The sequence below is a fragment of the Pseudoalteromonas sp. NZS11_1 genome, assembly GCF_015864275.1.
Lineage (GTDB): Bacteria > Pseudomonadota > Gammaproteobacteria > Enterobacterales > Alteromonadaceae > Pseudoalteromonas > Pseudoalteromonas arctica.
Window position 1 is genome coordinate 43,090 of record NZ_JADYXK010000011.1, and the last position, 14,954, is coordinate 58,043.

General features: G+C 39.6%; 12 protein-coding genes. 6 read left to right on the forward strand and 6 right to left on the reverse strand.

Annotated features, from left to right (window positions below):
* The first annotated feature begins 68 nt into the window (after positions 1-68).
* From I6F44_RS09890 to I6F44_RS09915, 6 genes are all read left to right on the forward strand, one after another.
* Positions 69-758, forward strand: coding sequence for a transporter substrate-binding domain-containing protein (locus I6F44_RS09890; protein WP_024591832.1), 690 nt, complete (start codon positions 69-71; stop codon positions 756-758).
* 147 nt (positions 759-905) lie between these two features.
* Complete coding sequence (locus I6F44_RS09895) at positions 906-2,207, forward strand: hemolysin family protein (RefSeq protein ID WP_024607789.1); 1,302 nt, start codon at positions 906-908, stop codon at positions 2,205-2,207.
* 289 nt (positions 2,208-2,496) lie between these two features.
* Positions 2,497-3,666: an efflux RND transporter periplasmic adaptor subunit gene (locus I6F44_RS09900; protein WP_197173707.1), complete on the forward strand. Its 1,170-nt coding sequence runs from the start codon at positions 2,497-2,499 to the stop codon at positions 3,664-3,666.
* A 12-nt stretch (positions 3,667-3,678) separates the two neighbouring features.
* Entirely contained in the window at positions 3,679-6,813 is a 3,135-nt protein-coding gene (locus I6F44_RS09905) for an efflux RND transporter permease subunit (protein ID WP_197173708.1), read from the forward strand.
* Positions 6,810-8,228 carry an efflux transporter outer membrane subunit gene (locus I6F44_RS09910; RefSeq protein WP_197173709.1) on the forward strand — a complete coding sequence of 473 codons (1,419 nt, stop codon included), beginning with the start codon at positions 6,810-6,812 and terminating at the stop codon, positions 8,226-8,228. Before I6F44_RS09905 ends, I6F44_RS09910 begins: the two co-directional genes overlap by 4 nt.
* A gap of 96 nt (positions 8,229-8,324) precedes the next feature.
* The gene (locus I6F44_RS09915; protein WP_121953593.1) at positions 8,325-8,951 is read left to right on the forward strand and encodes a TetR/AcrR family transcriptional regulator; all 627 of its coding nucleotides are present in this window, start codon (positions 8,325-8,327) and stop codon (positions 8,949-8,951) included.
* A 66-nt stretch (positions 8,952-9,017) separates the two neighbouring features.
* Here I6F44_RS09915 and I6F44_RS09920 read toward each other — a convergent pair whose 3' ends face one another.
* From I6F44_RS09920 to I6F44_RS09945, 6 genes are all read right to left on the reverse strand, one after another.
* A complete protein-coding gene (locus tag I6F44_RS09920) occupies positions 9,018-10,130 on the reverse strand; it encodes a HupE/UreJ family protein (protein ID WP_197173710.1) in 1,113 nt (370 codons plus the stop codon).
* Complete coding sequence (locus I6F44_RS09925; RefSeq protein WP_121953591.1) at positions 10,127-11,152, reverse strand: hypothetical protein; 1,026 nt, start codon at positions 11,150-11,152, stop codon at positions 10,127-10,129. The genes I6F44_RS09920 and I6F44_RS09925 overlap by 4 nt, the downstream gene beginning before the upstream one ends.
* 53 nt (positions 11,153-11,205) lie before the next feature.
* Positions 11,206-11,715, reverse strand: a complete 510-nt coding sequence (locus tag I6F44_RS09930) for an Ig-like domain-containing protein (RefSeq protein ID WP_121953590.1) — start codon at positions 11,713-11,715, stop codon at positions 11,206-11,208.
* Positions 11,716-11,726: 11 nt separating this feature from the next.
* On the reverse strand, positions 11,727-13,319 hold the full coding sequence (locus I6F44_RS09935; protein WP_165735915.1) for a DUF4331 domain-containing protein: 1,593 nt from the start codon (positions 13,317-13,319) through the stop codon (positions 11,727-11,729).
* 158 nt (positions 13,320-13,477) lie between these two features.
* Positions 13,478-14,161 (reverse strand): anti-sigma factor, encoded by a 684-nt coding sequence (locus tag I6F44_RS09940; RefSeq protein WP_197173711.1) that lies wholly within the window; start codon positions 14,159-14,161, stop codon positions 13,478-13,480.
* Positions 14,158-14,688 carry a sigma-70 family RNA polymerase sigma factor gene (locus I6F44_RS09945; protein WP_197173712.1) on the reverse strand — a complete coding sequence of 177 codons (531 nt, stop codon included), beginning with the start codon at positions 14,686-14,688 and terminating at the stop codon, positions 14,158-14,160. Before I6F44_RS09945 ends, I6F44_RS09940 begins: the two co-directional genes overlap by 4 nt.
* Positions 14,689-14,954 lie beyond the last annotated feature (266 nt).

The window sequence follows — 14,954 nt, forward strand, 5'->3', positions numbered from 1 at the left end:
CTAGCAGTTCATAAAGCCTCAGCTATATTTATTAAATACTTATAATGAGTTAGTTGAGGCCTTGCTGAATGAAATTATTGATCTTTTTATTGTTCATTAGCTGTATTAAAGTTGATGCAACTGAAATCACAATAGTAACGGAAGTATTTCCGGACTTTCAGTATCTCAATGAAGATAATAAACTCGTTGGCCGTTCTGTCGATAAAGTTCATAAAGCGCTAGAAGGCACTGGTATAAAATACACTATGTTGGCGCATAGTTGGGCCATATCTTACAATGCAGCGCTACGCGATAAAAACACCTGTATATTTTCAATTGTTCGATTACCTAATAGAGAAAGTAAGTTTAACTGGGTAGGTGAACTGGAAAGCTTTGATTCTGCTATTTATGGTCTAAAGTCCAGAGGTATAAAGTTAAATACTCTCAATGATGCTAAAAAATATAAAATAGCAGTACTGCGTGATAACTTTAGTCATCACTATTTGCTTGAGAGGGGCTTTAGTGAGAACAAGCATTTATTACTCATCGATAGCCTAGATAAAATAGATAAACTTATAAGCACTCGTCACGATATTCTTGATTTTGTTGTTCTTAGCAAAAAGCAATTTAGCTATCGAATAAAAACTGAGCCAAGGCTTGAGCTACTCGAGCCATTACTAAATCTAAATACAGCTCAATCTCCATTATTTTTTGCTTGTAATATAAATATGGATCCGGCCTTAGTTGTTCAATTAAAAGTCGCCTTTAAAGGCAATTAAACAGTTTAAAAAACAGTTTAATCAATGTAACCTCATGAAATTAAATTACTTTAATATATTTTATAAATATAAATTGCCGCATTTTAAAAACCGATTATAATCCAGCTGCTTTTTGTTTAAAAAAGCACTAACTTTTTGGAGCGTTTAATGGGTGATTTAATCGGGATTAGCTTATTGATCTTGATCAGTGCGTTGTTTGCTATGTCAGAAATAGCAATTGCAGCGTCGCGTAAAATAAAACTGCGAGTAATGGCAGATGAAGGGAATATAAAGGCAGCAGCGGTACTAAAGCTACAAGAAAATCCAGGGGCTTTTTTTGCCATGATCCAAATAGCACTCAACGCGATAGCGATATTGGGTGGTATTGTGGGCGAGCAGGCCTTATCGCCTTATGTTGAAAGTGTGTTGGTATTGTTTTATCAAGGTGCGCATTTAGAAAAAATTAGCTTTTTATTCTCGTTTTTTACTATTACATCCTTGTTTATATTATTCGCCGATTTAATGCCAAAGCGTTTAGCGATGATCATGCCAGAAGCGGTCGCTGTTAGAGTGGTTACAATAATGCGCTGGGTTACCTTTGCATTAACCCCGCTGGTGATGTTTTTTAATGGTGTCACTAACTTTGTGCTGCGCTTATTTAAAGTGCCCGCTGAGCGAGAAGACAATGTGACAACAGAGGACATTGTTGCCATGATGGAAGCAGGTGCTGCATACGGTAGTTTGCAAAAGCAAGAATATGAACTCATCGGCAATGTGTTTGACCTAGAAGCGCGATTTTTATCAAGCGTAATGACGCCACGCGACCAAATTGTCTATTTTGATTTAAACGAATCTAGCCATGATATTGCGACTAAAATTATTGACCATCCTCATAACCACTTTTTAGTGGTGTCAGGAAATTTAGATAAGTTGCATGGCTCTGTTGAATCTAAAGATATTTTACGACAAGTACTAAAGGGCGAAGCCGCCAATATAAACGATGATCTCATTGATAAAGATGTTTTTTACTTACCCGAAACATTAAGCTTATCTGAAGCTTTAAATGCGTTTAAAAGTGCAGCAAAACCATTTGCTGTTGTCGTAAACGAATATGCGCTTTCGGTGGGCATTGTAACGGTAAAAGATTTAATGAAAGGGTTTATGGGTGATTTAATCACTCATCAAGGCGACGAATTAATCATAGAACGCGATAAAAATTCATGGCTTGTAGATGGCTTAACCCCAATTACCGATTTAGCAAAAGTACTTGATATAGAAGAATTTCCTGACCAGATGCACTATGAAACGGTCGCTGGCTTTTTAATTTACAATATGAAGCGAATACCTAAACGCGCGGAGCATTTAACTTTTTCAGGCTTTAAGTTTGAAGTTGTTGATGTAGAAGGAATTAGGGTAGAGCAGTTGTTAGTTTCAAGGGTTATTAACCCGCAGAGTGCTAATACCCTTTAAAATAAGGTGTGTGCTTTAGTTTTTATATAAATAGCCAAGCTGTATTTGCTTGGCTTTTTTGTGCCTGTTAAAAACTTCGTTTCTAAAATGAGATATTATTTCAATATGTTAAGTTGTTTTATTTTCATACAGTCTTGATTCTGTTTTCATCTAATTAACATTAAATGCAACCTAAGACGTATATTGTACTGAGGAGTGTAAGTTTGTGTAAATTTCTTCTAATTAAGATTCATTATCAGCGCGTTTTAATTTAGAATGATCGTTCACTCTAAACTAAAAGGTATTTAACATGCAGCGTTCCCGCATCGCTTTATTTGTATTGTCAGCCCTCGTCGGTTCTGTTGCTTTAACTGGTTGTGATCAAGCAACTGAGCAGTCACAAGCTTCAGCTCCTAAAGCTGTACCAGTGGGTGTACTTACATTAAAAAGCCAAGCGCTTACTCTTAAAAAAGAACTTCCTGGTCGTATCAGTGCATTTCAAATTGCTGAAATTCGCCCACAAGTAAGTGGTATTGTGCAATCTCGTTTATTTGTTGAAGGTAAAGAGGTTAAACAAGGCCAGGCTCTGTATCAAATAGACCCTGCGACATTTGAAGCAGACTTAGCAGCAAGTGAAGCAAGTGTTGCACGTGCTCAGGCGAGTATTTCAAGTAGTAAAGCTAAAGCATCTCGTTTTAGCGAGCTTTTAAAAATAAAAGCGGTAAGTCAGCAAGACTTTGATGAAGCAGATGCCGCATACAAACAAGCAAAAGCAGAATTATTAACGGCTAAAGCGCAGTTAAAATCGGCGCAAATTAACCTTGATTACAGCCATGTGTCGTCACCAATTAGTGGTCAAATTAGTAAATCAAGCGTAACTGTAGGTGCACTAGTTAGTGCTAACCAAAGTACTGCACTTGCTACAGTGACTCAGTTAGATCCAATTTATATCGATTTAACACAATCAAGTAATGAGCTTACCAAACTTAAAAAAGCAATATCATCAGGTGCTCTAAGTGTTGATTCGACTAGCCAAACTGATGTTGAACTTATTATGGAAGATGGCTCTGTTTATCCTCATAAAGGCACATTGCAGTTTTCTGAAGTGACAGTTGATCCAAGTACTGGCTCAGTAATACTACGTGCTAAATTTTCAAACCCAGAAAAATTATTACTGCCAGGCATGTATGCCCGAGCTTCTATTGTGGAAGGTGTTAAGGCGGGTGCTATTTTAGCTCCGCAACGTGGTGTTAGCCGTAATTCAAAAGGCGAACCAACAGCAATGGTTGTCAGCAAAGATAACACAGTAGAAAGCCGCGTATTAAAAGTAGATAGAACGATTGGTTCTGATTGGCTTGTTACTGATGGCTTAATGGATGGCGATAAATTAATAGTTGAAGGTTTACAAAAAATCCGCCCTGGTGCACCAGTGAATCCATCTGAAATTCAATCGTCTACTAAAGCCGATCAAGCGCAATAACGGAGAGTTTTAATGTCACGATTTTTTATCGATAGACCGATATTTGCTTGGGTACTCGCTATTGTAGTGATGCTTGCAGGTATTTTGGCGATCAGGAGTTTACCTATTTCGCAGTATCCTTCAATTGCACCACCTGCAGTGAGTATTACTGCAACGTACCCTGGTGCATCTGCACGTACACTTGAAGATACGGTAACGCAAGTTATTGAGCAAAAAATGAAAGGCCTTGATGGCTTGCTTTATATGTCATCTACGTCTGAGTCGAGTGGTTCTGCTACACTTACACTTTCGTTTAGCGCCGAAACAGACCCTGATATTGCACAAGTTCAAGTGCAAAATAAACTAGCGACAGCGACTCCACTATTACCAGAAGCCGTTCAAAGGCAAGGTGTTGTAGTTGCAAAGTCAGCGCGTAACTTTTTAATGGTTTATGCTTTTGTGTCTAAAGATGGCAGCATGACCAATATTGATATTGGCGATTATGTTTCATCAAACGTGCAAGATATTGTCTCGCGTGTTGAAGGCGTAGGTGAAGTGCAGCTGTTTGGTTCTCAGTACGCGATGCGTATTTGGTTAGACCCTTCAAAGTTACAAAATTATAAGCTGACACCTGCTGATATTAGTGCATCAATTAGTGCGCAAAATGCGCAAGTATCTGCCGGTCAACTTGGCGGTATGCCTGCCGTTGATGGTCAGCAACTTAATGCAACAGTAACGGCTCAAAGTCGATTACAAACGCCAGAGCAATTTGAACAAATATTGGTTAAAACCAATCCAGATGGCTCTTTTGTACGTCTAGAGGACGTTGCTAGAGTAGAGCTTGGCGGTGAAAGCTACCGCGTTGTTGCTCGTTACGATGGGCAACCTGCATCAGGGTTAGGTATTAAATTAGCCAGTGGTGCTAACGCACTTGATACTGCCGCTGGAGTTAAAAAAGCGATTGAAGAGCTAAAACCGTTTTTCCCTGAAGGGTTAGATGCTGTTATACCTTACGACACAACGCCGTTTGTATCGTTATCTATCGAAAAAGTTATTCACACCTTAATTGAAGCTGTTGTACTTGTTTTTGTAGTTATGTATTTGTTCCTACAAAACTTTAGGGCAACACTTATTCCAACTATTGCCGTGCCAGTGGTTTTACTAGGTACGTTTGGTATTTTATACACCTTTGGTTATTCAATAAATACGCTAACGATGTTTGCAATGGTACTTGCCATAGGCTTATTGGTAGATGACGCAATCGTTGTGGTAGAAAACGTTGAGCGCTTAATGACCGAGGAAAAACTCTCGGCACTTGAAGCTACGCGTAAATCTATGGATGAAATTAAAGGCGCGCTGGTAGGTATTGCCATGGTGCTTTCTGCGGTATTTATCCCAATGGCATTCTTTAGTGGCTCTACCGGTATTATTTATCGTCAGTTTTCTATAACACTGGTATCGGCGATGGGGTTATCTGTTTTAGTTGCTCTTATTTTAACGCCTGCATTGTGTGCAACGCTTTTAAAACCAAGCCATGTACATAACAATGAGACGTTATTTGGCCGATTTTTTACAGGCTTTAACCGTGGTTTTGATAAAACAAATTCAGGTGCACAAAGCTTTGTAGGCCGTATGCTTACACACTCTAAACGCTACTTACTTATTTATGGCGTGATTGTGGGCGGTATGGTTTATGTATTCTCAAGCTTGCCAACGGCATTTTTACCTGACGAAGACCAAGGTATTTTGTTTAACCAAGTTTCACTGCCAGCGGGCTCTACAACACAACAAACGCTTGAGGTTGTTAAAAAGGTAGAAAATCACTTTTTAAACGATCAATCTGAAGCTGTGAATGGTATTTTTACCGTTACTGGTTTTAGTTTTGCAGGCTCTGGCCAAAACTCAGCCATTGCCTTTGTTAACCTTAAACATTGGGATGAGCGTCAGCGTGACGAGTTATCTGTTCAAGGTGTTGCAGGTAAAGCGATGGGCTACTTTTCAACGATAAAAGAAGCGTTTGTGTTTGCATTCCCGCCACCTGCAATTGTTGAACTGGGTACTGCTAATGGTTTTAATATCTTTTTACAAGACCGTGTAGGTCTTGGCCATGACGCACTTTTAGCTGCGCGAAATCAGTTATTAGGTTTAGCAAGCCAAAGTCCAATTTTAGCGGGCGTACGTCCAAATGGACAAGAAGATATGCCAGAACTACAACTTGATACAGATTTGGCAAAAGCCGAAGCGCTTGGCGTGTCGCAAAACGATATTAACAGTACACTTTCGACAGCATGGGGTAGTAGTTATGTGAATGACTTTATTGACCGTGGTCGAGTTAAAAAAGTGTATATGCAGGGTGATGCACAATCGCGCATGGTGCCTGAGGATCTAAATAAGTGGTATGTGCGCAATGATAATGGCGATATGGTGCCGTTTTCAGCGTTTGCTAGTGCCTACTGGACGTATGGTTCGCCACGTTTAGAGCGTTACAATGGTTTTTCAGCAATGGAAATTCAAGGCAGTGCAGCGCCGGGCTACAGTACAGGCCAAGCAATGGATGAAATGGAGCGTTTAGTTAAACAATTACCTAATGGTATTTCGTCTGAGTGGACCGGTATTTCATTCCAAGAGCGCTCAAGTAGCGGTCAAGCACCTTTACTATATGGCTTATCGCTATTGTTTGTATTTTTATGTTTAGCTGCACTTTATGAAAGTTGGTCGGTACCGTTTGCGGTAATGATGATTGTGCCACTGGGTATATTTGGTGCAATTATGGCAGCGCTAGGCGGTGGCTTATCTAACGATATTTACTTGCAGGTAGGCTTGTTGACCACCATAGGTTTAGCGTCTAAAAATGCGATATTGATTGTAGAGTTTGCGATTCATAAAATGGATGAAGGGCTTGGTTTAGTTGATGCGGCTATTGCAGCTGTACGCTTACGTTTACGTCCAATACTTATGACTTCGATGGCCTTTATTTGTGGTGTTTTACCGCTTGCTATTGCCTCAAGTGCGGGTTCTGGTGCGCAAAATGCGTTAGGTATTTCGATTATTGGCGGCACACTCGCATCATCAATATTAGTTGTTGTATTTGTACCGTTGTTCTTTGTGTTAGTTCGCCGTGTATTCCCTGGTAAAACTAACGAGACAACAAAGGAGAGCGCAGAATGAGCATTAAAACATTCAGCCTAAGTGCAATTGCTTTATTGGTGCTAAGTGGTTGTCAATTAGCGCCAGAGCAAAAAGACCTTGCTCTACCAGTATCTGATGCTTATGCATCAGGTACTGAGCAAAGCGCTGCGCAGCAATTAAATTGGCAGCAGTTTTTTAATGATGAAAAACTACAAACCTTAATTACGCAAAGCCTTGAGCATAATAAAGACATGCAAATTGCAGTGCTTAATGTGCAGCGTGTTCGTGGTTTGTATCAAATTGAAGACTCTGCTTTGTATCCATCACTTGATTTAAATGCTTCTGGTACGCGCCAGCGTTTACCGGCTGATTTGTCGGGTACTGGCGATGCAGCTATTAGCTCGCAATACAGTGCAACAGTGGGCATTACGTCTTACGAGTTAGATATTTGGGGCAAAGTACGCAATCAATCAGCGCAAGCACTCCAAAATTTATACTCTACAGAGCTTAGTCAATACAGTACGCAGGTGTCTTTAATTTCAGAGTTGGCAAATGCGTGGCTTAGTTACGCGACGGACTTACAACTGCTAGAGCTTGCAAAAGAAACGCTCACCTCTCAGCAAGAATCATTATCGCTTACGCAAAAAAGCTTTGATTTAGGTGCGACGTCTTCAATTACCCTTGAGCAGCTTAGAAGTACAGTTGCTACAGCAAAAGTAGACATAGCAACGTACAAACGTTTGTTAAAGCGTGATAAAAGTGCCTTAGATTTATTAGTGGGTAAATCTGTTTCAGCTGATTTACTGCCTAGTAAAGACCTGACTAACTTGATCAGCATGCCAGAAGTGCCGGTTGGTTTACCGTCTGACCTGTTATCGCAACGCCCTGATATTAAAGCCGCTGAGCATTTAATGCTTGCTGCAAATGCCAATATTGGTATTGCACGTGCGGCGTTTTATCCAAGTATTAGCTTAACAGCCAATGCAGGGTCTGCTTCAAGTGATTTAAGTGGCTTGTTTGATTCAGGCTCGGGTACATGGAGTTTTGTGCCGTCAATTAGCTTACCTATTTTTAATATGGGACGTAACCAAGCAAATCTTGATGTAGCAAAAGCTGATCAAGAAATTGCAGTGGCTACTTATCAGCAAAAAATTCAAAATGCGTTTCGCGAAGTTGCCGATGCACTTGCTGACAGAGAAGGTTACCAAGAGCAATTAAGTGCCCTTGATATGCTTATAAGTAGCCGACAAATCACGTTTGATTTATCAAAAATGCGTTACGAAAAAGGCGCAGATAGCTACTTGCAAGTACTTGATGCTCAGCGTACGTGGTACGGCGCTCAGCAACAGTTAATTTCGGGTCAGCAAGCGTATCTTGCAAGCCAAATTAACTTGTACAAAGCGCTTGGTGGCGGATGGAACGTAACCAGTGAAACAGCTCAGGTAGAGAAATAATATTTTCGGCTTTTAAAGCCGCATTACATATTTACATGGCGAGACTATTTATAGCTCTTGCTTTACTGGGTTTATGACTTGGTAGTGGAGTTGAACATGAAGCCTAAAGCAAAAAGGCAAACAGATCCCGCGATAGCACTGGCTAGGCGTGAGCAAATATTAACAGCTGCTGCAGAGTGTTTTCGCCGAAAAGGTTATCACGGTGCAGGTATGGCTGAAATATCTAAAACGGCAGGGATGAGTGCAGGCCATATTTATAATTACTTTGAAAGTAAAGAAGCCATTATAGAAAGCATTATTGAAAAAGACATGGAAGAAATGTTCTCCATCTTTCAAAAGTTTGAAGATCACCCTGGTGATGTTTTAGCGGCTCTTTTAGATGGCTTAAATATTGGTGTGCAAAGGCACATGGACACAGGCTCGTGTGTTATTGATTTAGACATGATGGCAGAAGCAGGTCGAAATATTAAAGTAGCAACTCTCTTGCGTGAAACCGATATTCAAGCAAGAGGGCGCATGAGACAGCTTTTAACAAGCGAGCGAAGTGCGCTCAAAGACATTGATGAGCTTGAACTTGAAAGCCGAATTAACGTTATTTTTTCGATGATGGCGGGGTTATTACTCAGAAAGTTACTCTACCCTGAGCTCACCGAAGAAACGGTACTCATAGCGCTTCGCCCTGCGATGAAAACATTACTGATGCCATTTGATAAAGCGCAGTAACGCTCAAAATAAATAACCAAAAGTAAGCTAGCCAATATTTTGGCTAGCTTTTTTATTTTAGTCTATTTAAAAGCGCTCGATTGACCACTGAAGTGCAATGATTGCGATAGCAACGGAGCCCATTGGCATTAACCACTTTTTATACCAAGTGTAGTGTCGTACATAAATGAGTATTGGTAAGGCTACTAGTAAGATACTAAGTTGACCGATTTCGACGCCTAAATTAAACGCCAATATACTAAGCAGCTGATAGTCGCTCGACAAGCCAAGCTCGCCAAGTACGCTCGCAAATCCCATCCCATGTAGTAAACCAAAAGCAAAAGTAAGCCAACCTAAACGAAGTACCAACGGCCACACATTATTTAATGCTGCAAATAAAACCGATATAGCAATTCCAAGCTCTACCCAGCGGCTATTTGGTGATACAAGGTTCATAGCTGTTGCGGTAAGCGTAATAGAGTGCGCAAGCGTAAACGCGGTTACTATCCATGCTGTGTGTTTAATAATTTGTTTTTTAGAGCTAATACCTTGCCATGCTTTATCGCTGCGTTTTAAAACACAGGTAAGTAACAGGGCGATTAAAAATAAAATATGATCAATACCAATCCAAATATGTAAAACACCCTGATACACGTATTGATTAAACGTACTTAAATAACTTGTTTGCTCAAAGCTGAACGTTTGTTGTGCCTCGTTGATATTAAATACACGAGATACACCGTTTATATTTACGATGGATTTATGATTGGCATCGGTATTAAAAAAAGCAGAATAGGAAAGGGAGATTGCTTCATTGTCATCACAGCTAAACAGCAACGGAATCACCAAATAAGGCTGGTTAAAATGGTTATCTAGCTGATAGATACCTTCACTTTTTAAAAGGCATGATTGCGCGTTTTGCGTGATATTTAAATTTTCTTCAATGAAGTTATTAATTGAGCTGCGTTTTGCTTTTATTTCTGCCCACGAAATTTGCCCGTTTTTATCTAAATCCAGAGGCACTGCGTGCTCTAAGTCGGCTATATTAATTTGCCAAGTACCCGTGTATTGGTTTTTGTTGGTGTCGTTATTGTTCTCGCTATTTAAGGTTATATAACTTGTACTTAGTTGATGGGCAAAGCTGTAAGTTGAAAAAATGCACAGCATTAAAGTGAGTATAAATAGATAAGGCGTTTTCATAGTGTATCTCGTTGCATCGCTTTTGCTTGAATAAGTAATTGCTCATCGGTGCTCATTTTAGCCTGTTGCCAATTAATATGAGCCCAGTAAAGTGCTTTTTCGCGATTTGGTTGTACATCAAGGTAATATTTAGCTAAGTCACTTGCATGAAAAGAATCTTTGCGAAGCTCTCGTAGTGTAACTCTTTGCGCCATTGTATTTTGCCATTTTTTATCGCGTTTATTTAGTTTTTTTTCTGCGATTGAAAGTCTTAGCAAAATAGCATCCTCTAAATTACTTTTATCAGGAAGCAGTACGCTTAATGTATTTAATACTTGTTGCGGTTGATTTAGAGCAATTTGAATATCGGCCCATAAAACAATAAGGCTCACAGGGGCTTGAACTAAATCTACACTTTGTAAGTGAGACAAAGCTTGTTTGTAGTTGTTTAAACGGTAGCTCATTTCACTTAAAACATGGTTTGTAGCTAGGCTAGTTTGATTATTATTTATAATTTTTACTAATGCTTGGTAGCTGTCTAAAACGCTTTCATGTTGGCTTTGTACATCGAGTACACAGGTGCTAGCAGTAATAGTGCTTACTTGCCCAATTAAGGCGACGCAGTGTTTTTTTGCTTGTGCAAACTTACCTTGAGTCATAAATATATTGGCTAGCAATAAATGGCTATTACTATGTTTTGGCTCGGCAATCAAAACGTTGTTAGCAATATCAATAGCTTCGTCAAAAAGGTGCTCTTTTTGTAAAACGCGAGCATATAAGTAACCAATTTGAGATGAGGGTGTTTGTTTATATAGCTGGGCTAAACGGGTTTTAAGTAGCCCCTGTAAGCGCTCTGTTTGGCCGGCATATTGGCTGTTAGTGACTAATGTATTTATTTCGTCAACAGAGAGGGAAGCACTAAGCGTTGAATTACTTTTAGCAATAACTGCATCATCTTTTGGGGTAAAAAGCGCAGCGCTTAACGCAAGTGGTGTTAGGCATAAAGTAATAAATGCGACGGACTTAAAAATTGATAAATGCATTATAAATATCCTTTGAAAAAAGCCATCCATGGCCTGTCAGCTTAATTACTTGGTTAGTTACCGTTTGTTGAAATTAATCCATCAACATCGGTATCTGTGTTTGTAAACACCCGACCGTTAACAGTTAATGGCTCTGCATTTGCGGCTTGATTAAATGCATCGGTTGCAAATTGAGCAAAGTCGACTTGTAGTGCGTCAATTGTAATGTTTACTGTTGCAGTTACTTGCGAATTAACGCCATCACTTACACCAAACATAAAACTATCTGAACCTGTCGCTTCTTTATTCGGTGTATAGGTAAAGTTACCATCGCTATTAACGGTAACAGTTCCGAGAGTTGGCTCACTTGTTAACGAGTAAGTCAGTGAATCGCCATCATTGTCGGTTGCGCTAAGCATATCGGTAATGCTTACCTCAGTTTGTGTAGTTAGCATTGCATCACTTGCGGTAGGCGCTGTGTTTACAACCGGTGTAGGCTGTTTTTTATCATCATCGCTACTACATGCTCCCAATGTTAATGCACTGAGGAGAACACAAATATGGGTAGTTTTTAAATTACGCATTATTTTACTCCTTATTTAGAGCCAGCAAGCGGTGTTGCAAGGTATGGGAATGATGAATCCATCATTGTTGCATCAATAGGTGCACCGTCAGTAAATGGCACTGTGCCTGTATTAGCATCCTCTGGTACACAGAGTCCTAAATCAGTGTCTTCACCATTTACAGGAATAGGATGACATAAACGACCCATCACAACACGAAGTGCAATATCAACCACATCATCACCCGGGCGACGACCATTTGGGAAGCCGGCTAAATCATTACCCGCTACACCAAATGCAGATTGATCAGCTTGCGCTGTTGCTGCAATGTCTGTATTTAAACGTAGCATTTCTGAAGGTGTTACTGTTGCTTGTTGATTAACGCCTGCAAAACCCGTTAAAAATGCAGTGATTAAATCAGTACGCGGGAAGTTAGTGGGTGCCAGAGTTTCTAAGTTTGCGCCAAGAGTGGTATTAACAGCATCTTTAAACAAAATATTTAATAACTCTGGTAGTGCTGGGTGAGATACATAATCTAAAAATTGTGCATCGTCTTTAGGGTGCGCAGTAGAAAATGTGTCTTTGTCTTTAATACCAATTACCAGCTCATTTACAAGCGGGCTACCTAGTCGTGAAACCTGAGTTAATGCACCACCGTTTACCGCATTATTAGCAAATTTAGCATTTGGGTTTAATACACGTGCTTGAGGTAAGCTTGCTGTTGTCCATGCACCAATTACTTTGTTACCTTCACCGACAATACAGCTTTTAGGTATTTCGATAGCGATTGATGTTACGTTTTTATCTGCAAGGTCGTCATTATCGGCTGATTGCGTTATACCACCTGGAAAACCACCGCCGTCACCAGCACCAGGGGCGCTATCGCCTTCTACAGGTACATAGTTAACTAAATCAAATGTTTTACCTAGGTTAACTACAAATGGGTCTTTACGTTGTCCTACAAAAACTTGTGCCATGCTTTCACAGTTAGGAATTGAAACCTGATACACAAATTGGTCAGCATAAGTTTGGTAATCGCTCATTGAGCCAAATGTTTTATTGCCGACATAATCAAGCGGTTTAGAAAATGTGCTTGAGTTTGATGCAGTGTTGTTTAATACCGTTGTTTCGCCAGTACGCTGCGCGCCGCTAATCATGCTCATTGTGTATGATTCGCTAAAATTTGCAGCGCTGTCATCACCGGCAGATACACCGCCTACATTTTTAAGCGGTACAGACACGGTGCGTTGATTACCTTCAGGTCCAACAGTTAATTGCACACCTTGGTTATCATTAGGAAGCATGCTTTTAAAGTTAAACGCAAATGTAATATCTTCAACAGCATCGCCGTCGTTATCTATATGAATGCTGTAGGTAGCATCTGGGTCCATTGCAAAGTAATTAGGACCGCCGTATGCATCTTGCAGCGGGATATAGTTAGCAATTAATGTTACAAAATCATCACGACCTTGCTCGTAACTATTAAATACATAAAAATCGGTTGAATCTAAAGTCGGGAAACGGCTTATATTTGGCGCTTCTCTGTGGCTAGATGCTTCACTTGGTGCACTTACAAACGTACTACATATTACTACTGCGAGTATTGATGGAGTTAAAGCTTTCATGACTTTGTCCTTTAGTTTTGATTGAAGTCATAGCTAATAACGGGGCAGGATTTAAATTGGATGCAAAAAAGTTAAATTATTTTTATTTTTTGTTAAAAAAGTTTTAAAGAAGGTTGGCTGCTTTAAGTAAACAGCCAACTTTAGTCATAATAGTAGGGTTATAAAAGTACTAGCTCTGTGGTGTAAAGCACTTCAGTAGGAGAGCCATTTGGCGAGCCGCCAATAGGTTCTAAGCTCACTGCTAACAATGCGATATCACTTGCGTTAAAGCGGTTATCTTTAAATAATATTTTACTGCCTTGCTTGGGCAGTAAACCCAGTGAAATAGGTGCATCTTGCCCTTTTAAAATCATCCACAACTCATAATCTTTATTAGTTTGGGCAACCAATTGGCTACTGGCTTTAATTGAGAGCCCTTGCTCGCTTACATGAATAAACCACAATGATTGTTTATCTTGATTTTGAACCAAAGCAATTTGTTGAGTGTGCATAACATTGGTACTAGGTTGAATAACTAAAAAGGCTAAAACAATACACGCAGCAGTTGCCACAAAAGACCATGTACGCCAAATTGAAGGCTTGGTATGTATCACTGTTTTACTTGTTTGTGGCCTGTTTTCAATACGTTGTAGTATATTTACCCATACCTCGTCACGTGGCGTTTGCGGCGTAATAGCACTCGCTAAGTTGTTTAGGTTTTGCTCCCATAGACTTGTTGCTTCACGTGCTTGATTTGAATTAAGCAACAGACGCTGAAAACGCTTACGGGCAAGCCCTCTAAGTGTGCCAAGCACATACTGCCCAGCAAGCGCGTCTAATAGTTCGGGTTTATTATAATTCATAATGTTAAACACCTTTGTAGCTGCATAAGCCCACGCCTGATCCAGCTTTTAACTGTACCTAATGGCGTTTCTATATGATCCACTAGCTCGCTATGACTCAGCCCCTTATAATAAGCTAAGTGAATAGCTTGTTTTTGTTGTGGCTCAAGCTGTTCGATACAATTAACCAGTTTCGTTTCTTCATCGTAATTAACGTCGATACTTTCATTTTCATTTTCATATTCGTCATCGCCTAACGACTGCTCTTTTCGTACTTTGTGATAGCGCAGTGAGTCAAGACTTCTGTATCTAACTATACTTATCATCCAACTAATAACGGTGCCTTTAGAGGCGTTATATTCAGATGCGTTATGCCAAATTTTTATAAAAGCATCTTGTAGTGCCTCTTCCGCATAAGCTCTGTTAGTGAGCATATTTAAACTAATAGCAAAAAGTTTGCCGCTAGTTTGTTGATATAAACTTGAGAAAGCATTTTTGTCTCCCTGTGCTGTTGCGCACAAAAGAGGGAGTAAATCATCGTTATCCATAGGGGTCCTGTTTTTCTTATTATCATTGAGTAAACGGTTGAGAGTGTGATTTGGATGCAAAAAATTTAATTGCTTTTTAGATTAGCTGCTTTATACGTTAGTACAAGCAATAACCGATCAGTGTTTGAAATTTAGACGTGTAAGTATAATTTATTCACATGTTTGTAAAAAATGCACAAAGAGCAGATTGCACTTAAATTTATTTTATTATTAACATTATATATCAATAGCTTATGATTTTAATTTGAATTTAAAATGCCATTTAT